14 protein-coding genes and 2 pseudogenes are annotated in these 19,686 nt (G+C 72.8%); 8 read left to right on the top strand and 8 right to left on the bottom strand.

Annotated elements, in window-relative coordinates:
* Positions 1–21 precede the first annotated feature (21 nt).
* Positions 22–2,385: a DEAD/DEAH box helicase gene (locus ACZ4NB_RS17125; protein WP_467662262.1), complete on the top strand. Its 2,364-nt coding sequence runs from the start codon at positions 22–24 to the stop codon at positions 2,383–2,385.
* A gap of 198 nt (positions 2,386–2,583) precedes the next feature.
* Here the strand turns inward: ACZ4NB_RS17125 and ACZ4NB_RS17120 are convergent.
* From ACZ4NB_RS17120 to ssd, 7 genes and pseudogenes are all read right to left on the bottom strand, one after another.
* A pseudogene (locus ACZ4NB_RS17120) lies at positions 2,584–2,856 on the bottom strand (Rv3654c family TadE-like protein); the annotation flags it as partial.
* On the bottom strand, positions 2,834–3,271 hold the full coding sequence (locus tag ACZ4NB_RS17115) for a TadE family type IV pilus minor pilin (protein WP_467662261.1): 438 nt from the start codon (positions 3,269–3,271) through the stop codon (positions 2,834–2,836). The pseudogene ACZ4NB_RS17120 and the gene ACZ4NB_RS17115, both read right to left, overlap by 23 nt.
* On the bottom strand, positions 3,258–3,449 hold the full coding sequence (locus tag ACZ4NB_RS17110) for a DUF4244 domain-containing protein (protein WP_399149352.1): 192 nt from the start codon (positions 3,447–3,449) through the stop codon (positions 3,258–3,260). Before ACZ4NB_RS17110 ends, ACZ4NB_RS17115 begins: the two co-directional genes overlap by 14 nt.
* Before the next feature lie 128 nt (positions 3,450–3,577).
* Positions 3,578–4,186 (bottom strand): type II secretion system F family protein, encoded by a 609-nt coding sequence (locus ACZ4NB_RS17105; RefSeq protein ID WP_467662259.1) that lies wholly within the window; start codon positions 4,184–4,186, stop codon positions 3,578–3,580.
* A gap of 212 nt (positions 4,187–4,398) precedes the next feature.
* Positions 4,399–5,343 carry a type II secretion system F family protein gene (locus ACZ4NB_RS17100; RefSeq protein ID WP_467662258.1) on the bottom strand — a complete coding sequence of 315 codons (945 nt, stop codon included), beginning with the start codon at positions 5,341–5,343 and terminating at the stop codon, positions 4,399–4,401.
* Positions 5,340–6,512 (bottom strand): TadA family conjugal transfer-associated ATPase, encoded by a 1,173-nt coding sequence (locus ACZ4NB_RS17095; RefSeq protein WP_467662256.1) that lies wholly within the window; start codon positions 6,510–6,512, stop codon positions 5,340–5,342. Before ACZ4NB_RS17095 ends, ACZ4NB_RS17100 begins: the two co-directional genes overlap by 4 nt.
* A 320-nt stretch (positions 6,513–6,832) precedes the next feature.
* Positions 6,833–7,933, bottom strand: a pseudogene (ssd, locus tag ACZ4NB_RS17090) (septum site-determining protein Ssd); the annotation flags it as partial.
* A 495-nt stretch (positions 7,934–8,428) separates the two neighbouring features.
* On the opposite strand from ssd, the gene ACZ4NB_RS17085 reads away from it, so the two are divergent.
* Complete coding sequence (locus tag ACZ4NB_RS17085) at positions 8,429–9,322, top strand: HAD family hydrolase (RefSeq protein WP_467662254.1); 894 nt, start codon at positions 8,429–8,431, stop codon at positions 9,320–9,322.
* A 377-nt stretch (positions 9,323–9,699) separates the two neighbouring features.
* Here ACZ4NB_RS17085 and ACZ4NB_RS17080 read toward each other — a convergent pair whose 3' ends face one another.
* On the bottom strand, positions 9,700–10,557 hold the full coding sequence (locus tag ACZ4NB_RS17080; protein ID WP_467662252.1) for a Fic family protein: 858 nt from the start codon (positions 10,555–10,557) through the stop codon (positions 9,700–9,702).
* Between the two features lie 101 nt (positions 10,558–10,658).
* On the opposite strand from ACZ4NB_RS17080, the gene ACZ4NB_RS17075 reads away from it, so the two are divergent.
* From ACZ4NB_RS17075 to ACZ4NB_RS17050, 6 genes are all read left to right on the top strand, one after another.
* Complete coding sequence (locus ACZ4NB_RS17075) at positions 10,659–11,645, top strand: ATP-binding protein (protein WP_467662251.1); 987 nt, start codon at positions 10,659–10,661, stop codon at positions 11,643–11,645.
* A gap of 481 nt (positions 11,646–12,126) precedes the next feature.
* A complete protein-coding gene (locus ACZ4NB_RS17070; protein WP_467662627.1) occupies positions 12,127–14,457 on the top strand; it encodes a SulP family inorganic anion transporter in 2,331 nt (776 codons plus the stop codon).
* 148 nt (positions 14,458–14,605) lie between these two features.
* Positions 14,606–16,570: an acetate--CoA ligase gene (gene acs / locus ACZ4NB_RS17065; protein ID WP_467662249.1), complete on the top strand. Its 1,965-nt coding sequence runs from the start codon at positions 14,606–14,608 to the stop codon at positions 16,568–16,570.
* 310 nt (positions 16,571–16,880) lie between these two features.
* Positions 16,881–18,233 carry a Na+/H+ antiporter NhaA gene (gene nhaA / locus ACZ4NB_RS17060; protein WP_467662247.1) on the top strand — a complete coding sequence of 451 codons (1,353 nt, stop codon included), beginning with the start codon at positions 16,881–16,883 and terminating at the stop codon, positions 18,231–18,233.
* 44 nt (positions 18,234–18,277) lie between these two features.
* Positions 18,278–18,736 (top strand): phage holin family protein, encoded by a 459-nt coding sequence (locus tag ACZ4NB_RS17055; RefSeq protein ID WP_467662245.1) that lies wholly within the window; start codon positions 18,278–18,280, stop codon positions 18,734–18,736.
* On the top strand, positions 18,733–19,671 hold the full coding sequence (locus tag ACZ4NB_RS17050) for an alpha/beta fold hydrolase (protein WP_467662243.1): 939 nt from the start codon (positions 18,733–18,735) through the stop codon (positions 19,669–19,671). The genes ACZ4NB_RS17055 and ACZ4NB_RS17050 overlap by 4 nt, the downstream gene beginning before the upstream one ends.
* Positions 19,672–19,686 lie beyond the last annotated feature (15 nt).

Here is a 19,686-nt window from a genome sequence, read left to right as displayed (position 1 = left end):
CCGGTGACACACTCGGTGCCGATGGCCTCCAATCGACTCCCGCCGGATGCGGGCGCGCGTCCTTCCCCAGGCATGATTCTCGAACGTCTCACCCGGGGCGCGACCCGCGCTGCGCGCATCACTCATACGGAGCACTTGCCCCCGCGCATCGGCAGCCATGCCGACTGGCCGGAACAGATCCGACCGGAAGTGATCGACGCCATCCGTTCGGCCGGAATCGATCGCCCCTGGGCCCACCAGGCACGGACATCCGAACACGCTCTGCGCGGCGAGTCGGTCGTCGTCGCCACCGGCACCGCCTCGGGCAAGTCCCTGGCGTATCTCGCACCGGTCCTCTCCGCGCTCCTGAACGGCTCCGAGGCCCCGAACGGTCGGGGGGCCACCGCCCTGTATCTGGCCCCCACCAAGGCGCTGGCGGCCGACCAGCGGCGCGCCGTACACGAGCTGGCCGCCCCGCTGGGCACCGCCGTCCGGCCCGCGGTCTACGACGGTGACACCCCCGTCGAGGAACGCGAATGGGTCCGCCAGTACGCCAACTACGTCCTGACCAACCCCGACATGCTGCACCGCGGCATCCTGCCGTCCCACCCGCGCTGGTCCTCCTTCCTGCGGGCGCTGCGCTATGTCGTCATCGACGAATGCCACAGCTACCGGGGAGTCTTCGGCTCCCATGTCGCGCAGGTCGTCCGCCGGCTGCGCCGCATCTGCGCCCGCTACGGCTCCGAGCCGGTCTTCCTGCTCGCCTCCGCCACGGCCGCCGAACCGGCCCAGGCCGCGACCAGGCTCACCGGTCTGCCCGTGATGGAGATCACCGAGGACACCTCGCCGCGCGGCGAGTTGGTCTTCGCGCTGTGGGAGCCGCCGCTGACCGAACTGCACGGCGAACAGGGCGCACCGGTCCGCCGTACCGCCACCGCCGAGACCGCGGATCTGCTCACCGACCTCGCCGTCCAGGGCGTACGCACCGTCGCCTTCGTACGCTCCCGGCGCGGCGCCGAGCTGATCGCCCTGATCGCCCAGGAACGGCTCGCGGAGGTCGACCGCTCGCTGCCCGCGCGTGTCGCCGCCTATCGGGGCGGCTATCTGCCCGAGGAGCGCCGCGCCCTGGAACGCGCCCTGCACAGCGGGGATCTCCTGGGTCTGGCCGCCACCACCGCGCTCGAACTGGGCGTGGACGTCTCCGGCCTCGACGCCGTGGTGATCGCCGGCTATCCGGGCACCCGCGCTTCCCTGTGGCAGCAGGCCGGGCGAGCCGGGCGCGCCGGGCAGGGCGCGCTCGCCGTGCTCGTGGCCCGCGACGACCCGCTGGACACGTATCTCGTCCACCACCCCGAAGCCCTCTTCGACCAGCCCGTCGAGTCGACCGTCCTCGACCCCGACAACCCCTACGTGCTCGCCCCGCACCTGTGCGCGGCCGCAGCCGAACGCCCCCTCACCGAAGCCGACTTCCCGCTCTTCGGGCCCGCGGCCCCCGGGCTGATGCCGCAGCTGGAGGCCGCGGGCCTGCTGCGCCGCCGCGCCACCGCCTGGCACTGGACACGTCGCGAACGGGCCGCCGACCTCACCGACATCCGCGGCCAGGGCGGCTCGCCGGTCCAGGTCGTCGAGGCCGGCACCGGGCGGCTGCTGGGCACCGTGGACGCCGCCGCCGCGCACACCACCGTCCACGACGGCGCGGTCCACCTCCACCAGGGCCGCACCTATGTGGTCCAGCATCTCGACCTGGACGACGACGTCGCCCTGGTCGAAGAGGCCGGCCCGCCCTACTCGACGACCGCCCGCGACACCACCGCCATCTCCATCCTGGAGACCGACACCGAGATCCCCTGGGGGGACGCCCGGCTCTGCTTCGGCTCCGTCGAGGTCACCAACCAGGTCGTCTCCTTCCTGCGCCGCAAACTCATCACCGGCGAGGTCCTGGGCGAGACCAAGCTCGATCTGCCGCCCCGTACGCTGCGCACCCGCGCGGTGTGGTGGACCGTCACCGAGGACCAACTCGACGCCGCCCGCGTCAACCCCGAGCAGCTGGGCGGCGCGCTGCACGCCGCGGAGCACGCCTCCATCGGCCTGCTGCCGCTCTTCGCCACCTGCGACCGCTGGGACATCGGCGGCGTCTCCGTCCCCCTGCACCCGGACACCCTGCTGCCGACCGTCTTCGTCTACGACGGCCACCCCGGCGGTGCCGGATTCGCCGAACGCGCCTTCCACACGGCCGCCGACTGGCTCACCGCCACCCGCACCGCCATCGCCTCCTGCGAATGCGAGGCCGGCTGCCCCTCGTGCATCCAGTCCCCCAAGTGCGGCAACGGCAACGACCCGCTCCACAAGCGGGGAGCGATCCGCCTGCTGGCCGAGCTGCTGCGGGGAGCGCCGGAGGGGACCTAGCGATCTCGCGGCGTCCGTGGCGGGCCCGGCGGTGGTCCCTGGCGGGTGGCCGCGCCCCGTCGGCCCGGTCCGGGCTCCCGCTGGGTCTGCACGCCCCAGGCGCCCCGCCGGCCCCGCGGACGACGGCCCGGACCCCACCGGCCCGGCGCGCGCCCGCACCCGCGAGGTGAACGGACGGCCACCCGCCTCGACCGACACATCCGCGATCGCCCCCGCCACCGAGCACCGCACCAGACGAGTGCGCTGGGCATCCGCAACCCGGCCCGCCGCCGCACACGCCCCGGCCGGGCCCTGGAGGGCGCGATCCGCGGCGGCCAGCGCCGCCAGGTCCGCGGCTCCCCCCGCGCGATGTCGTGCGGCGACGGCCTGCCCCACGGCGATCAGGGCCAGGAAGACGGCGCACAGCGCGGCGGCCGCGAAGACCGTCCAGACCGTCGCCGAGCCCTCATCACCGCACTGTTTCCTCCGCAAGAGCCACCGCCTCCCCTGTGACCTGGACCGCCATCAGCCCCGTACCGGGCAGTCCGGCCTCGACCCTTACGCGCACCAGGTCGCCCTCCCGCGCCAGCGCGACCCGTGCACCCCTCGGAGCTGCCCCCTCCGCCGCCGCGATCACCGCCGCCCGGGGTTCCGACCGGGCCGCCGCCCGCGCGCCGGCCCGGGCCGCGTCCACGCACTCGATCCGGGCGCAGACCGCCAGCAGTCCCCAGATGAGCGCCGCCACGATCATCACCAGAACCGGCAGGACCACGGCCGTCTCCGCCGTCACGAATCCGGCGTCGCGCGCGGCCCCCGGGGCGCCGCGGGGCCCGAGGGCCGCGCTCCTGCCGCTGCCCCCGGCTCTTCCCCTGCCCCTGCGCCTGGCCCCGCCGTCAGAACTGGGCATTCAGCGCCCGCTCGAACAGCGACCGCAGTGCCGCATGGACGGTCTCACTCGTCGCGATCTTGTAGAACGCCGTCGCCAGGGCCGCCGCCGCGAGCGTTCCCACGGCGTACTCCGCCGTGACCATCCCCCGGTCGTCGGCCGCCACCGAGCGCAGCCTCGTCCACCACCGTCGAAACATTCCATCCCCCGCTCTCCGGCTCCTTGGCCGGTTGTCGAACTTGCTTCGTCCAGAGATCAGTCGGGTATCGGGACCAGTCGGATATCGAGATCGGGCACGTATCGAGATCAGCCGGATGCCTATCGCGATCAGTTGCCTCCCAGGAGGCGGGCTGCCAGGCCGATCAGCACCGGCGCCACCCCGAGCACCAGGAACGCCGGCAGAAAGCACGCCGCCAGCGGCAGGGTGACGAGCACCCCGGCCCGCCGGGCCCGCGCGGTGGCCGCTCTGGCCTGCTCCGCGCGGAGTTCGGCGGCGATCCGCGACACCGACTCGACGGCCGGCACCCCCGATATCCCGGCGCGCTCCATACAGCGCGCCAACCCTTCGGCTCCGGGGAGGGCGGCCAGCCGCAGCCATACGACGGCCGGTTCGCCGCCCAGGCGCAGTTCCGCCGCCACCTGGCGCAGCCGCTCGGCCACGGGCCCATCGAGCGAACGGCCCACCGCCTCGGCCGACTCCCGCGGCCCGGCCCCCGCCGCGAGGCAGGCCGCCAGCAGATCGCCGGCCGGCGCCAGCTCCGTACGTACCGCCAGGGCCGCCAACCTCGTTTGCTCCTCGCCCCGTTGGCGTGCCAGCCAGCGATGCGCTCCGAAGCCCACGGCGAGTCCTGCCACGACACCGGGGACTCCGCCGACGACGATGGCCACGAAGCCGCCCGCCCCCAGGGGCCCGACCCATGCCTTCGGTCCACTCACGCTCCCCCGACCGCCGTTCCGTCCTCTCTTCCGCCCTCCGGCCCGACGTCCAGCCCGTCGGGCGCCGTCGCCGTCCGGCCCGTCGCCCCACAGCGCCGACGCCCGTCGGCGTACGGCTCGTGCGCGACGCACTTCCCGTACCAGCGCCATGGCACATAGCAGCGCCATGGCCGCCGCGACCGCCATCCCCAACCTGTGGACAACTTCCGCGCTCACGACACTCCCCTCCTCACTCCCGTGCCTTCCGCGTCCGCGACGATCCGGGCGGTCCAGGCCACACCGCTCCACTCCAGAAGCCCGCCCGCCGCCAGACAGCCCCAGCCGGCCGGGGTGTGCAGCAGCACCCGCAGGGGGTCGGCGCCCAGGGCGCTGCCCATCAGGAGCCCACCCACCGGGAGCAGTGCGAGCATCAGCGCGGTGGTGCGCGGCCCCGCCAACTGGGCGCGCAGCTCCTCGTGTTGATCCCGTTGGGCACGGAGTCCGGCCGCGATCCGCTCCAGGCCGGAGGCCAGTCCGGCACCGCCCTCCACCGCCACCTGCCAGCACGCGGCCATGCCGGTCAGCCCCTCGGCTCCGGGCGCTCGCGCCGCGGCACGGAGCGCCCGGGGCACGTCCCCGCCGTACCGGGCGGCCGCCACCACCGCCGAGCCCGCCTCCCCGAGGCCCGGCGCTCCCGCGGCGCGCAGCGCCTGGGCCGGCTGCCGTCCGGCCCGCAGCTCGCCCGCCACCGCCGCGCACAGCCCGATCACCTGAGCGGCCCGCCGGTCCCGCGCCCGCTCCGCGCCACGGGCGATCAGCCGGCGCCGGACGAGGAACATGGCCACCGGCGAGGCGAGCGCCGGCAGCGGGGACCCGCCCAGCACTCCCAGCACCACCCCGGCCGGCAGACACCACGCCTCCCGCCCGACGTCCCCCCAGCGGCCGACGCTCCACCGTCCGCCCGCGTCCCCCTCGGTCACCCGCCCCGCGCACCACTTGCGGAGCCCGTCGACCGGAAGCCAGGACTGCCACCGCCCCGCCGGTCCTGCCTCCCCGCCGCCCCCGAACAGAGCCCGGGCCCGCCGCCGTTCGTCGCTCCGCCGCCTCACGGCGACCGCCTGGAGCGCGACTCCCACGAAGAGCGCCGCGACCACGAGCGCCACACCGGTCCCGCTCATCGGTACTCGCCCCCACCCCGCTCGCACAGCTGCATCAGCCGCTCCCAGCCGCGCACTTGCCGGAAGCCGCTCGGGCCCCACACGGCGGCCGGCACGGTCACCACGAGGCCGTCGCGGTCCCGCTCCAGGACATGGAGCTCGGCGATCCGGCGCCGGCCGGTCCGATCGCGCACGAGATGCAGCACGACCGAGAGCGCGGCTGCCAGCTGGCTGTGCAGCGCGGCACGGTCGAGTCCCGCCGCCGAGCCAAGGGCCTCCAGCCGGGCGGGGACATCGCAGGCGGCGTTGGCATGGACCGTGCCGCAGCCGCCCTCATGGCCCGTGTTGAGCGCGGCCAGCAAATCCGTGACTTCGGCGCCGCGCACCTCGCCGACCACCAGCCGGTCCGGGCGCATCCGCAGCGCCTGCCGTACGAGGTCGCTCAGCGCCACCCGGCCGACGCCCTCCTGGTTGGCCGGGCGGGTCTCCAGCCGCACCACATGGGGGTGGTCCGGCCGCAGCTCCGCGGAGTCCTCGGCCAGGACGATCCGCTCGGTCGGGCCGACCAGGCCGAGCAGCGTGCTGAGGAGCGTGGTCTTGCCGGAGCCGGTGCCCCCGCTGATGAGAAACGACAGCCGGGCCGCCAGCATCGCCCGCAGCAGCCGTTCGCCGCCCGGCGGGACGGTGCCCGCCGCGACCAGCTCCGCGAGCCCGAAGGCGCGCGGTCGCAGCACCCGAAGGGACAGACAGGTCCCGGCTACCGCCACCGGGGGCAGCACGGCATGGAGCCGGGTGCCGTCCGGGAGCCGGGCGTCCACCCAGGGGCGGGCGTCGTCCAGGCGCCGGCCGGCCACCGCCGCCAGCCGCTGGGCGAGCCTGCGCACCTCTGCCTCGTCCCGGAAGCGGACATCCGCACGCTCCAGTCCGGTGCCGCGGTCCACCCAGACCTCGTCCGGCGCGGCGACCAGGACGTCCGTCACCTCGGGCGCGGCCAGCAGCGGTTCCAGCGGTCCGCTGCCCACCATCTCGGACCGCAATGCGGCCACCACGCCCAGCACTTCGGCGTCCCCCAGGAGCCGCCCCTCCTCGCGCAGCGCCACCGCCACCCGGGCCGGCGTCGGCTCCGCCCCCGCCTCGGCGAGCCGCCGGCGCACGACATCCAGCAGGTCCTGCCCCGGCACCGTCCTCATGCCCGGCCTCCGCCCCAGCCGCCCGCCCGGAACACGCCGGCGTCCATCGCGGCCAGCGGCCCTGAACCGGCCCAGGCAACCGGGCCACGCCCCGGTCCCCGCCCCGCTGCCGGATCCGGACCCGGCCTCCGCTCCGGCGGCAGGTCCGGCCCCAGCCACGAGTCCGGCCCCGGCCCCGAGCCGGCCTCCGACTCCGCCCCCGGCCCATCACTCGGTCCCGCACCGGGCCCCGCACCGGCCCCCTCGCCGTCCGGCGGCCCCGGCCATGGGGCTTGCCCTCGCGCCGCGCCCGGACCAGGCCCCTCGTCCGCCCCGTCATCCCCGCTCGCCGCCACCCGCCGCCAGAACCCCGCGCAGAACCGCGCCAACGGCTCCCGGACCCGCGCCCCCGGCGGCACCCCACGCGCCAGGTCCGCCAGCAGACCCTGCTCCCAGGGCAGTTCACCGGCCAAGGGCAGGTCCATGAGGCGGGCGATTTCGCTCGGAGACAGGCCGTGGCCGTGGCGTTCAGGGGTGCCGCGGGCCACCACGCGAAGATCACTCAGCTGCTGCTGCACGCCCGAGGCCACCCGCTGGGCCGCCGCGACCGCGCGCAGCTCCGTGGGAACGAGCAGCAGCCCCATGTCCACCTGGGCCAGGGCCTCCGCCGTCGCCTCGTCGACGCGGCGCGGCAGGTCCACGACCACGACCCCGCCCCGTCGGCGTGCCGCCGCCATGACCGCGCGCATCGCCGCCGGCGGAATGGTGGCGTCGGGGCCCCGGTCCCAGCTCAGGACCCGCAAGGAGTGCAGCCGCGGCAGCGATGCGGCCAGGGCGCCGCCGGCCACCCGGCCGCGCGATTCGGCGAACGCCGGCCAGCGCAAGCCCTTCTCCTTCTCGCCGCCCAGCAGGACGTCCAGCCCGCCGCCCAGCGGATCGCCGTCGACGAGCATCGTGCGCCGGCCCGTCCGGGCGGCGGTGACGGCCAGCGCGCCGGCCAGGGTGCTCGCACCGGCGCCGCCGCGGCCGCCGATGACGCCGACCGTCAGGGCCGGCGGGCCCGCACCCTCGACGGCGTCGGCGATGCGGTCGACCAGCCAGCGCTCGCCGTCAGGCAGGGCGAGAACGCGCTCCGCCCCGATGGCGACGGCCCGGCGCCAGGTCTCCTGGTCGTCGGTGTCCCGGCCCGCGAGGATGACGCCTGCCCGGCGGCCGGCCCCGTACAGCCGGCTCGCGCAGTCCGCGCCGACGATGACCAGCGGTGCCGCCTCCCAGCCCCCTTTACGGGCCGGCAGGCCGTGCGCCACCTCGGGCAGCGCACCCGCCGCGGCGCACAGCCGCAGCAGATCGTCCAGGAGTCGTTCGTCCTCGGTGATGATCAGCGGTCCGCCCCGCTCCTCGCCGGTGCGGTCCGGTCGCTCCGATGGCGTGGTTCCGGCCACGTTCCGTCCCCCTATCGCTACGCAACTCGCACATCCGCGAACTCGCGGACTTTTACGATGCAGCGATCGGGAAATCCGAGTGGATCTTGAACCAAATCTGTGGACAACTCCGCGGCTGTGAATATCCCCGTCACCTATTCCAGCGACGAAGGGCGACTTCTGGGGCTCAAGAGAGCTTCACGAAGGGCCCCGAGAGGGGGTTCCTCAGAGCAGCGCGTTGACTACGGTGGGTAACAGGGGCGAGGCGGCTCGGCCGTCGACGTCGCACAGCCGGAGTGAGGGGCGGATCGTCGTCCGGCGGCGAGAAAAGCGTCCGGACATGCGACGACCCCCGCCGGGGGGGAGAGCGGGGGTCGTCCCCACGGCCGACTCGGGGGGGGGGAGGAGCCGGACCGGGTTAGCACGGTCGCGAACGATCCGTGACTTCCATGGTGTACCCGAGAGCCTTCTCAGGCAAACCCACACGCCACACCTTACGCCGAATGGTGGGAGCCTATGCTCACCCCCGTGGAAAACCACTCCGTGCCTCACTCGACTCCCCGTACTGCTGCGTTCTTCGACTTGGACAAGACCGTCATTGCAAAGTCGAGCACGCTGACCTTCAGCAAGTCGTTCTACCAAGGCGGCCTGATCAATCGGCGGGCCGTACTGCGCACTGCGTACGCCCAGTTCGTGTTCCTTGCGGGCGGCGCCGACCACGACCAGATGGAGCGGATGCGTGAATATCTCTCCTCGCTGTGCCGTGGCTGGGACGTGGCCCAGGTCCGCGAGATCGTCGCCGAGACCCTGCACGATCTGATCGACCCGATCATTTACGACGAGGCGGCCTCACTCATCGAAGAGCATCACGCCGCCGGACGCGATGTCGTCATCGTCTCGACTTCCGGTGCCGAGGTCGTCGAACCCATCGGTGAACTCCTGGGCGCAGACCGGGTCGTGGCCACCCGTATGGTCGTCGGCGAAGACGGCCGCTTCACCGGTGAGGTGGAGTATTACGCCTACGGCCCGACCAAGGCCGAGGCCGTCCGGGAACTCGCCGCGTCCGAGGGCTACGACTTGGAACGCTGCTATGCCTACAGCGATTCGGCCACCGACGTGCCGATGCTTTCGGCGGTCGGACACCCCTGCGCGGTCAACCCGGACCGGGCGCTGCGCCGGGAGGCGGTGGCGCGCGGCTGGCCGGTCCTCTCCTTCAGCCGCCCGGTTCCGCTCAAGCAGCGGCTGCCGGCGCTGTCGATGCCCTCGCGGCCGGTTATCGCCGCCATGGCGGCGGCCGGCGCGGCCATGGCGACCGCGACACTGGTCTGGTACGCGAGTCGACGGAAAACCACAAGGTTGCGCTTCCGTCGTTTCGACCGGAGCGGTGCCGCCCGTAATGCCCGTATTTGAAGGTGAACGTAAAGTTCTGGCCGTCTGGACTTCCCCTCGCCCGGCACGAGTAGTACAAAGGACTTAACGGCCCGCGAGACCAAGGACATCCGAGAGGAACACCTTTAACGCAGCAAGTGGCCCACGGACCGATGCATGAATGTCGGGCACCCACGCGACGCCGACCCGTCGATTACGGGCCAGCCGCACCAGGTAACCGGACGAAGATTCCGACCTGATGGGCAAATTTCGTGCACGCATGGTAACCCGGCAGACATGCCAGCGGCGGTACCACCGATTGGTACCGCCGCAACCCTGTTCAGGGACGAATTGAAGCAATGGTTCCGGATTCCCCGGGCGGTTTCGAAGCCTTCACCTCGTCGCCACTTATGCCACTCTTATGCCGCGCCGCGCTGCAGCGCCTCACAGACCGCGGTGCTCTCCCGTACGCCGAGTTCCACCGCGCGCCCGCAGTGCGCGATCCAGGCGGCGACGCCCTCCGGGGTGCCCGAGACATAGCCCTCCAGGGCGGCGACATACGCCGCGCGCCCCAACTCGGCATGCCCGACCTCGGCAGGGCAGATCGACTTGGGGTCCAGTCCGCTGCCGACCAGCACGATCCGCTCCGCGGCCCGCGCCACCAGCCCGTTGTGCGACGCGAAGGGCCGCAGCGCGAGCAGCTCGCCGTGCACCACCGCCGCGACCACCAGGGCCGGCGCCTCGGTGCCCGCCAGCAGCAGCCGCGACAGCCCGTCCAGCCGCCCGGCGACCTCGTCCGCATCCGGGAGCGCCAGCTCGACGAGCGGCTCGTCCACCGGCTCACCGGCCAGCCGGGGCCGCCCCACGGTCTCGTCCGGGGACTCCCCGCCGGCCGCCACCAGATGGAGCCGCGCCAGCACACGCAGCGGCGACTGCCGCCACACGCTCAGCAGCTGCCCCGCCTCCGCGGTCAGCCGCAGCGCCGCGCCGACCGTCCGCGGCTCGCCCTCGACGCCGAAGTCGGTCCGGCGCCGGACCTCTTCGAGCGCCCAGTCGGCTCCCGACAGCGCCGCGGAACCGCGCGCTCCGCGCAGCGCCGCCTCGGAGGTGACCTCGTTGCTCCGGCGCCGCATGATCCGGTGGCCGTAGACCCGGTCGACGCCCTTGCGTACGGAGTCCACGGAGTCGGCGACTCCCGGGAGCGAGGCCAGGGTCACAAGCGGATCGTCGCTCGCTTTGGGGGATGCGGGGGAGGTCCCCCGGGAGATTCCAGCCATGGGTACGACCCTACGCACCACCGGGCCGGACCCCTCGAAGGAGTGGTCTTCTTCACGCGAACCCCTCACTCAGAGGTAGAGCGAGATTACCCTTGGTGAACATGAAGATCGCTTTCGTAGGCAAGGGCGGCAGCGGCAAGACCACCCTGTCCTCCCTGTTCATCCGGCATCTCGCCGCGTCCCGCATTCCCGTGATCGCGGTGGACGCCGATATCAACCAGCACCTGGGCGCCGCCCTCGGCCTCGACGAGTCAAGGGCCGCCGCGCTCCCCGCGATGGGCGCCCATCTGCCGCTGATCAAGGACTACTTGCGCGGCGGCAACCCGCGGATCCCGTCCGCCGCTTCCATGATCAAGACCACCCCGCCCGGCGAGGGCTCACGGCTGCTGCGGGTCGTCGAGGACAATCCCGTCTACGACGCCTGCGCGCGGACGGTGGAACTCGACGGCGCCGCGGTGCGGCTGATGGCGACGGGCCCGTTCACCGAGTCCGATCTGGGCGTGGCCTGCTACCACTCCAAGGTCGGCGCGGTCGAACTGTGCCTGAACCACCTTGTTGACGGCCGGACGGAGTATGTCGTCGTCGATATGACGGCCGGTTCCGATTCCTTCGCCTCCGGGATGTTCACCCGCTTCGACATGACCTTCCTGGTCGCCGAGCCGACCCGTAAGGGCGTCGCCGTCTACCGCCAGTACAAGGAGTACGCGCAGGACTTCGGCGTCCCCCTCAAGGTCGTCGGCAACAAGGTGCAGAGCCCCGACGACCTGGCGTTCCTGCGCGACGAGGTGGGCGACGACCTGCTGGTGACGGTCGGGCACTCCGAGTGGGTGCGCGCCATGGAGAAGGGCCGCCCGGCCCGCTTCGCCTATCTGGAGCAGGCCAACCGCCGCGCCCTGGAGGTACTGCACGACACGGCCGACGCCGCCTACGGGCGACGCGACTGGGAGCGCTACACGCGCCAGATGGTGCACTTCCACCTGAAGAACGCGGAGAGCTGGGGCAACGCGAAGACCGGCGTCGATCTGGCGGCCCAGGTCGACCCGGCATTCGTGCTCCACGAAGGAGTGGCCACGCCACAGCCCGCTTGACCTGCCGGGCCGCGCGGGCCGGGCGGGCCGGGCGCCCTGTCCGCAGCCCGCCGGCCCAGCCGCCCCCTGGGCCGCCGCGGTAGACCCCGTCGCTCCTGGTGCCGATGCCTCGCCGCCGCCCCTTTTCGTTGCGGCCGCCCTCAGCCCATGCGACCGGCCCGGCCACGTCATTCCTGGCGCCGCGAGCGCTTTTCCGAGTCGCCGATCGGAATACCCCCGCGGGGCTTTCACGCGCCAAGAACAGGAATGACACGGGCAACCCGAAAGGCCCGACATTCACCCGATAGATGGATAGATTGGGGCGAATGCATGTAGAAGCTTCTCGTTACCTTTACCCGTCATTACGATCCATTTACCGATGCTTGAGGGTCGCCGGACCGTCCCCCACCACGACGCCGCCGGCCGGCTCACGTCCCGCCGCAGTACACCGCCGCCCCACGATCGCGCCCCGCGCGACCGCGTCGCCCCGGAGGAGACGGGAATGTCGCAGATGGAGAAGTCCCCACCGCAGCCCGCCCCACACCGCTCCGAGATCTCTCCCGAGCCCCGAATGCGCCCGGAGGAAGCCCCCGCGCAAAGGGCCGACCGGGCCACCTGGCGCCGGGACCTCTCCGCCTCGATCGTGGTCTTCCTGCTGGCCGTGCCGCTGTCGCTGGGTATCGCGCTGGCCACCGGAGCCCCGCTCCAGGCCGGACTGGTCGCGGCGGCCGTCGGCGGTATCGTCGCCGGGCTGCTCGGCGGCACGCCCCTCCAGGTGAGCGGCGCGGCCACCGGTCTCCTGGTGGTCACCGCCGACCTCGTCCAGCGCTTCGGCTGGCGCGCCACCTGCGCCATCACGGTCCTGGCCGGCCTCGCCCAACTCGCCCTGGGCGCGCTGCGCGTGGCCCGTGCGACGCTGGCCATCAGCCCGGCCATCGTGCACGGCATGCTGGCCGGCATCGGGGTCACCATCGCCATCGGGCAGCTCCATGTGGTGCTCGGCGGCAGCCCCGACAGCTCGGCGCTCGACAACGCCGCCGCGCTGCCCGGCCAGTTGGCGCATCCGCACACCGCCGCGCTGCTGATCGGCGCGATCACCGTCACCGTACTGATCGGCTGGGGGCGGCTGCCGGGCCGCGCCGGGCGCTGGGCGCGGGTGCTGCCGGCTCCGCTGGCCGCCGTGCTCGCCGCGACGGCCGCCAGCGCCGGGATGGCGGTACCGCGCGTGGAGCTGCCGTCCTGGCGGCTGCCCGAGCCGCCCGCCCTCCCGGAGGCGTCCGTGCCGGCCCTGGTGGCCGCGGTGCTGACCGTCACCCTCGTCGCCAGTATGGAGTCGCTGCTGTCGGCGGCGGCCGTGGACCGGCTCGCGGCCGAGCGGCCGGGCGCCCCCACGGGCCGGGCGCGGCTCAACCGCGAGCTGGCCGGCCAGGGCGTGGCCAATGTCGCCTCCGGGCTGCTGGGCGGGCTGCCGATCTCCGGCGGCGCGATCCGCGGTTCGGCCAACGTACGGGCCGGGGCCGCCACCCGCTGGGCCACCGTGCTGCACGGCGTATGGGTGCTGCTGTGCGCGGGCCTGCTGGCCGGGGTGCTGGAGCTGATCCCGCTGGCCGCGCTCGCCGCGCTGGTGATGGCCGTCGGCGTACGGATGGTGAGCTTCGCGCACATCCGGCATGTGCAGCGGCACCGCGAATTCCCGGTGTACGCGGGCACCCTGGGCGGGGTCGTCCTCTTCGGCGTCCTCCAGGGTGTGGCGGCCGGCATCGCGGTCGCGGCCTTCCTGGCGCTGCGCCGGCTGACCCACACCCGGGTCACCGTCACCCAGGAGGACGAGGGCTATCGGGTGCGCATCAGCGGCCAGCTGACGTTCCTGGCGGTGCCGCGGCTGACCCGGGCGCTGGCGCTGGTGCCGGCGCACACCGAGGTCGTCGTCGAGCTGTTCGGCTCGTTCATGGACCACGCCGCCTACGAGGCCCTGCAGTCCTGGTGCGCCACCCATCAGGCGCACGGCGGCTGGGTGACGCTGGGCGGCCGTGGCGGCCGTCCGCTCGCCGAGCCGACCGGTGGGCACTCGTGCCGGCCGTGGACACCGTGGCGCAACCACCACTGCACCCGGCCCGCCCCCGAGCACACGGCGGCCGCCCCGGAGAGCAGCGGCAGCCAACTGCTGGGCGGGGTCAGCGCGTTCCAGCGCCACACCGCCCCGCTGGTGCGCGAGGAGCTGGCGCGGCTCGCCCGCGACGGCCAGCGGCCCACCCAGCTGTTTCTGACCTGCGCGGACTCCCGGCTGGTCACGAGCATGATCACCTCCAGTGGTCCGGGCGACCTGTTCACCGTGCGCAACGTCGGCAACCTGATGCCGCCACCCGGCGCGGAGTCCTCCTGCGACTCCGTGGGAGCGGCGATCGAGTACGCGGTGGAGGTGCTGCGGGTCGGCTCGATCACGGTGTGCGGGCATTCGGGGTGCGGCGCCATGGGGGCGCTGCTGAGCACCGCCGCACCGGACGGGGCCGAGCCGACCCCGCTGGCCCGCTGGCTGCGCCACGGCCGCCCGAGCCTGGCCCGGATGCGGCGCATCGGGCGGCTGGGGCGGGGCGAAGTCGCCCTGGCCGGGCGGCCGGTGGCCGATGACCAGGAGCGACTGGCGCTCGTCAATGTCATGCAGCAGCTCGACCACCTCAGGGCGCACGCCTGTGTGGCCCGCCGGGTGGCCGAGGGCACCCTCGCGCTGCACGGCATGTACTTCGACGTCGGCGCGGCCCAGGCGTATGTGCTCGACGAGGCCACCGGGCGGTTCTGCGCGGTCCGCGGCGAGGCGGCGCCGGTCGGCGTCTGACCTGCGCAACCGCCGTCCGGGGGCCGCGGAACAGACGATCGGTCAACAGGTCTACACCAATAATTTTCCACAGCCCTTGTCAGGGTCCACCGCGGGCTGATGAGCTATGGCCTGGGACACATCGGACGCCCTGGGAATGGGAGATGTCGTGAGCAACGAAAGCCTGGCCAATCTGCTCAAAGAGGAGCGGCGGTTCGCGCCACCCTCGGATCTGGCCGCGCATGCCAACGTCACGGCCGCCGCGTACGAACAGGCCGCGGCGGACCGGCTGGGCTTCTGGGCCGAACAGGCCCGGCGACTGTCCTGGGAGACCGAGCCCACCCAGACCCTCGACTGGTCGAACGCGCCCTTCGCGAAGTGGTTCGCCGACGGCAGGCTCAACGTCGCCTACAACTGCGTGGACCGGCACGTGGAGAACGGCCTGGGCGACCGGGTCGCCATCCACTTCGAGGGCGAGCCGGGCGACAGCCGCGCGATCACCTACGCCGAGCTGCAGCGCGAGGTCTCCAAGGCCGCCCATGCGCTGATCGAGCTGGGCGTGCAGGCCGGCGACCGGGTCGCCATCTACATGCCGATGATCCCCGAGACGGTCATCGCCATGCTGGCCTGCGCCCGCCTGGGCGCACCGCACTCGGTGGTCTTCGGCGGCTTCTCCGCGGACGCGCTGGCGACGCGGATCGTCGACGCCGACGCCCGCGTGGTGATCACCGCCGACGGCGGCTACCGCCGCGGCAAGCCCTCCGCCCTCAAGCCGGCCGTCGACGACGCGCTGACCAGGCCCGGCACGGAGAACGTCCGCAGCGTGCTCGTCGTGCGCCGCACCGGCCAGGAGGACATCGCCTGGCACGAGGGCCGCGACGTGTGGTGGCACGAGATCGTCGAGCGGCAGAGCGAGACGCACACGCCCGAGGGCTTCGACGCCGAGCACCCGCTGTTCATCCTCTACACCTCCGGTACGACGGGTAAGCCCAAGGGCATCCTGCACACCACCGGCGGCTACCTCACCCAGGTGTCGTACACCCACCACGCGGTCTTCGACCTGAAGCCCGAGACCGACGTCTACTGGTGCACCGCCGACGTCGGCTGGGTGACCGGCCACTCGTACATCACCTACGGCCCGCTCTCCAACGGCGCGACCGAGGTGCTCTACGAGGGCACGCCCGACAGCCCGCACCAGGGCCGCTGGTGGGAGATCGTGCAGAAGTACGGCGTGACGATCCTGTACACCGCGCCGACCGCGATCCGCGCCTGCATGAAGTGGGGCGACGACATCCCGGCGAAGTTCGATCTGTCGTCGCTGCGCGTCCTGGGGTCGGTGGGCGAGCCGATCAACCCCGAGGCGTGGATGTGGTACCGCAAGCACATCGGCGCCGACGCCGCGCCGATCGTCGACACCTGGTGGCAGACCGAGACCGGCGGCATGATGCTCAGCCCCCTGCCCGGCGTCACGGAGACCAAGCCTGGCTCGGCGCAACAGCCGCTGCCCGGCATCTCCGCCACGGTGGTGGACGACGAGGCACGCGAGGTGCCGAACGGCGGTGGCGGCTACCTCGTCCTCACCGAGCCCTGGCCGGCCATGCTCCGGACGATCTGGGGCGACGACCAGCGCTACCTCGACACGTACTGGTCGCGCTTCGAGGGCAAGTACTTCGCCGGCGACGGCGCCAAGAAGGACGACGACGGCGACATCTGGCTGCTGGGCCGGGTCGACGACGTCATGCTGGTGTCCGGCCACAACATCTCCACCACCGAGGTCGAGTCGGCGCTGGTCTCGCACCCGAAGGTGGCCGAGGCCGCGGTCGTCGGCGCCACCGACCCGCAGACCACGCAGGCCATCTGCGCCTTCGTCATCCTGCGCGGCGGCGCGGCCGAGAACGAGGGCCTGGTCGAGGAGCTGCGGGCGCATGTCGCCCAGCAGCTCGGCCCGATCGCCAAGCCCAAGCGGATCATGCCGGTCGCGGAGCTGCCCAAGACCCGCTCGGGCAAGATCATGCGCCGGCTGCTGCGCGATGTCGCCGAGAACCGCGACCTCGGTGACGTCACCACGCTCACCGACTCCTCGGTCATGGATCTGATCCAGGCGAAGCTGCCGAGCGCGGCCAGCGAGGACTGAGCGAGAGGGATCGCGGAGGGGGCGCCGGGCCGTAGCGGCCGGGCGCCCCTCCGGCCTGCCCGGGCCCCTCGGGAGCCACCGGCCGGGCTCCCTTCCGGCGGCCCGGTGACCGATTTGCCCGTAAAGTGAGGCCACCGAATAACCGTTCGCACCCGTTCGGTACAGTGGGAGGCGCGTCAATGACGCGCTAAGAAACTCAGGGTGCGCCGGGAAGTCTGGTCGGCAACTGCAACAGCCGTACACAGCTGCCGAAGGCCGGAGGTCACCCGCCGTGAGTGCGTCCCATCGCCGTTCCATATTCCTCGGACGGATGTCCCTGCCCGAGCGGAACTTCATCGCCGATGCGCTGCGCGCCGAGACCGTCGGCGGTGTCCTCCTTCTCCTCGCCGCCGTAGCGGCTCTGATCTGGGCAAACACCCTCGGCGGCAGCTACGAGGCGGTGCGCGGCTTCCATCTCGGCCCGGCCTCACTCGGCCTGGACCTCTCCGTCCAGCACTGGGCCGCCAACGGCCTGCTGGCGATCTTCTTCTTCGTCGCGGGCATCGAGCTCAAGCGCGAACTGGTCGCCGGCGAGCTGCGCGACCGCCGGGCCGCCGCGCTCCCCGTGATCGCCGCGATCTGCGGCATGGCGACACCGGCGCTCGTCTACGTCGGCGTCAACACCCTCGGCGGCGGCTCGCTCCAAGGCTGGGCGGTGCCCACCGCGACCGACATCGCCTTCGCGCTCGCCGTGCTCGCCGTCATCGGGACGTCCCTGCCCGCCGCCCTGCGCGCCTTCCTGCTGACGCTCGCCGTCGTCGACGATCTCTTCGCCATCCTGATCATCGCGATCTTCTTCACCTCGAAGATCAATTTCGCGGCGCTCGGATTCGCCGTCGTCGGCCTGGTGGTCTTCTACCTGCTGCTGCGCAAGGGCGTCCGCGGCTGGTACGTCTACGTCCCGCTCGCCGTGGTCATCTGGGCCCTGATGGAGAACAGCGGCGTGCACGCCACCATCGCGGGCGTGGCCATGGGCCTGATGCTGCGCTGCCACCGCCGCGACGGCGAGGCCCAGTCGCCCGGCGAGCACATCGAGCATCTGATCCGCCCGCTCTCGGCCGGTCTCGCGGTGCCGCTGTTCGCCCTGTTCTCCGCGGGCGTGTCCATCGCCGGCGGCGCCCTCCACGACGTCTTCACCCGGCCGGAGACGCTCGGAGTGGTCCTCGGCCTGGTAGTGGGCAAGGCGCTGGGGATCTTCGGCGGCACATGGTGCGCCGCCCGCTTCACCAAGGCCGAACTCAACCCCGACCTCAGATGGCCGGACGTCTTCGCGGTCGCCTCCCTCGCCGGCATCGGCTTCACCGTCTCGCTGCTGATCGACGAACTCGCCTTCGCCGACGACCTGGCGCTGGCCGCCGAGGTCAAGGCAGCGGTGCTGATCGGCTCACTGCTCGCGGCCGTCTTCGCCGGCGTCCTGCTCAAGCTCCGCAACCGCAAGTACCGGAAGCTGTGCGAGGACGAGGAGCGGGACGAGGACCAGGACGGCATCCCCGACATCTACGAGGCGGACAAACCGGAATACCACCTTCGGATGGCGGCGATCCACGAAGCCAAGGCCGCCGAACACCGCCGGCTTGCCGAAGTGGCCTCCGCCTCGCACGCCGGAGACGATGGTCCGGCATGATCTGAGAGGCTTTGCATCCGGGTGACGAGATGAGGGAGACGGCGATGAGCGCAGCCGACCACGGCACGGACCGCAGCCTCGGGCAACTGGTGGCCTCGGCCACCGCCGAGATGTCCGCACTGGTGCACGACGAGATCGCACTGGCCAAGGCGGAGCTGCGGCAGGACGCCAAGCGGGCGGGCATCGGCAGCGCCGCCTTCGTCGTGGCGGGCGCGCTGGCGCTGTTCGCGCTGCCGGTGCTGAGCTTCGCGGCGGCGTACGGCATCCACAACCTCGGGCTCGGCCTGGCCTGGTCCTTCCTGATCGTGGGCGGCGCCTTCCTGGTCCTCGCCGGACTGCTGGCCCTCATCGCCATCACCAAGATCAAGAAGATCAAGAAGCCGGAGAAGTCCATCAACTCCGCCAGGGAGACCGCGGCCGTACTGCAGAAGGCCAAGCCGCATCCGCGCGTGGAGGCCATGGACCACCCGGTCCTGGAGTCTGTGACACGCTCGTCGGTATGACAGCCCCTGACAGCACCGCATCGGTCGTACGGATCGACATCCCCGGCGGACACGAGGTTTCGCACCGTGATGTCGCGGCCAACGGTGCGCGCTTCCACATCGCCGAGATGGGCGAGGGCCCGCTGGTGCTGCTGCTGCACGGCTTTCCACAGTTCTGGTGGACCTGGCGGCACCAGCTCCCGGCCCTCGCCGAGGCGGGCTTCCGCGCGGTGGCGATGGACCTGCGGGGCGTCGGCGGCAGCGACCGCACCCCGCGCGGCTACGACCCGGCGAACCTCGCGCTGGACATCACCGGCGTCGTACGGTCCCTGGGCGAGCCGGACGCCGCGCTCGTCGGGCACGACCTGGGCGGCTATCTCGCCTGGACGGCGGCGGTGATGCGGCCCAAGCTGGTGCGCCGGCTCGCGGTCGCCTCGATGCCGCATCCGCGGCGCTGGCGCTCGGCGATGCTCGCCGACGTCCGCCAGACCACCCGCAGTTCGCACATCTGGAACTTCCAGCGGCCCTGGCTCCCGGAGCGCCGGCTGACGGCGGACGACGCGGCGCTGGTGGGCCGGATGATCCGGGACTGGTCCGGGCCACGACTGCCGGACGACGAGGCGATCGCGGTCTACCAGCGGGCGATGAGCATCCCCTCGACGGCGCACTGCTCGATCGAGCCGTACCGCTGGATGGTGCGGTCGATGGCCCGCCCCGACGGCATCCAGTTCAACCGCCGGATGAAGATGCCCGTACGGGTCCCGACCCTGCATCTGCACGGCTCGCTGGACCCGGTGATGCGCACCCGCAGCGCGGCCGGCTCCGGAGAGTACGTCGAAGCCCCCTACCGCTGGCGGCTGTTCGACGGCCTGGGGCACTTCCCGCACGAGGAGGACCCGGCCGCCTTCTCGACCGAGCTGATCAACTGGCTGAAGGACCCGGAACCCGACCGCTGAGCGCGTCCTGACGGA

The sequence above is a fragment of the Streptomyces sp. NPDC026575 genome (assembly GCF_055567415.1).
Note: the sequence above shows the minus strand (reverse complement) of the source record. Positions and strands in the feature narration are given on the sequence as shown.

What these genes read in the sequence shown, in the direction of transcription:
- ACZ4NB_RS17125 (WP_467662262.1), top strand. Translation starts at nt 22, where the DNA reads ATGGCCTCCAATCGACTCCCGCCGGATGCGGGCGCGCGTCCTTCCCCA.
- ACZ4NB_RS17055 (WP_467662245.1), top strand. Translation starts at nt 18,278, where the DNA reads ATGAGCGCAGCCGACCACGGCACGGACCGCAGCCTCGGGCAACTGGTG.
- ACZ4NB_RS17115 (WP_467662261.1), bottom strand. Translation starts at nt 3,271, where the DNA reads ATGCCCAGTTCTGACGGCGGGGCCAGGCGCAGGGGCAGGGGAAGAGCC.
- ACZ4NB_RS17095 (WP_467662256.1), bottom strand. Translation starts at nt 6,512, where the DNA reads ATGAGGACGGTGCCGGGGCAGGACCTGCTGGATGTCGTGCGCCGGCGG.
- nhaA (WP_467662247.1), top strand. Translation starts at nt 16,881, where the DNA reads ATGTCCCTGCCCGAGCGGAACTTCATCGCCGATGCGCTGCGCGCCGAG.
- ACZ4NB_RS17110 (WP_399149352.1), bottom strand. Translation starts at nt 3,449, where the DNA reads ATGTTTCGACGGTGGTGGACGAGGCTGCGCTCGGTGGCGGCCGACGAC.
- ACZ4NB_RS17050 (WP_467662243.1), top strand. Translation starts at nt 18,733, where the DNA reads ATGACAGCCCCTGACAGCACCGCATCGGTCGTACGGATCGACATCCCC.
- ACZ4NB_RS17080 (WP_467662252.1), bottom strand. Translation starts at nt 10,557, where the DNA reads ATGGCTGGAATCTCCCGGGGGACCTCCCCCGCATCCCCCAAAGCGAGC.
- ACZ4NB_RS17075 (WP_467662251.1), top strand. Translation starts at nt 10,659, where the DNA reads ATGAAGATCGCTTTCGTAGGCAAGGGCGGCAGCGGCAAGACCACCCTG.
- ACZ4NB_RS17070 (WP_467662627.1), top strand. Translation starts at nt 12,127, where the DNA reads ATGTCGCAGATGGAGAAGTCCCCACCGCAGCCCGCCCCACACCGCTCC.
- ACZ4NB_RS17100 (WP_467662258.1), bottom strand. Translation starts at nt 5,343, where the DNA reads ATGAGCGGGACCGGTGTGGCGCTCGTGGTCGCGGCGCTCTTCGTGGGA.
- ACZ4NB_RS17085 (WP_467662254.1), top strand. Translation starts at nt 8,429, where the DNA reads ATGCTCACCCCCGTGGAAAACCACTCCGTGCCTCACTCGACTCCCCGT.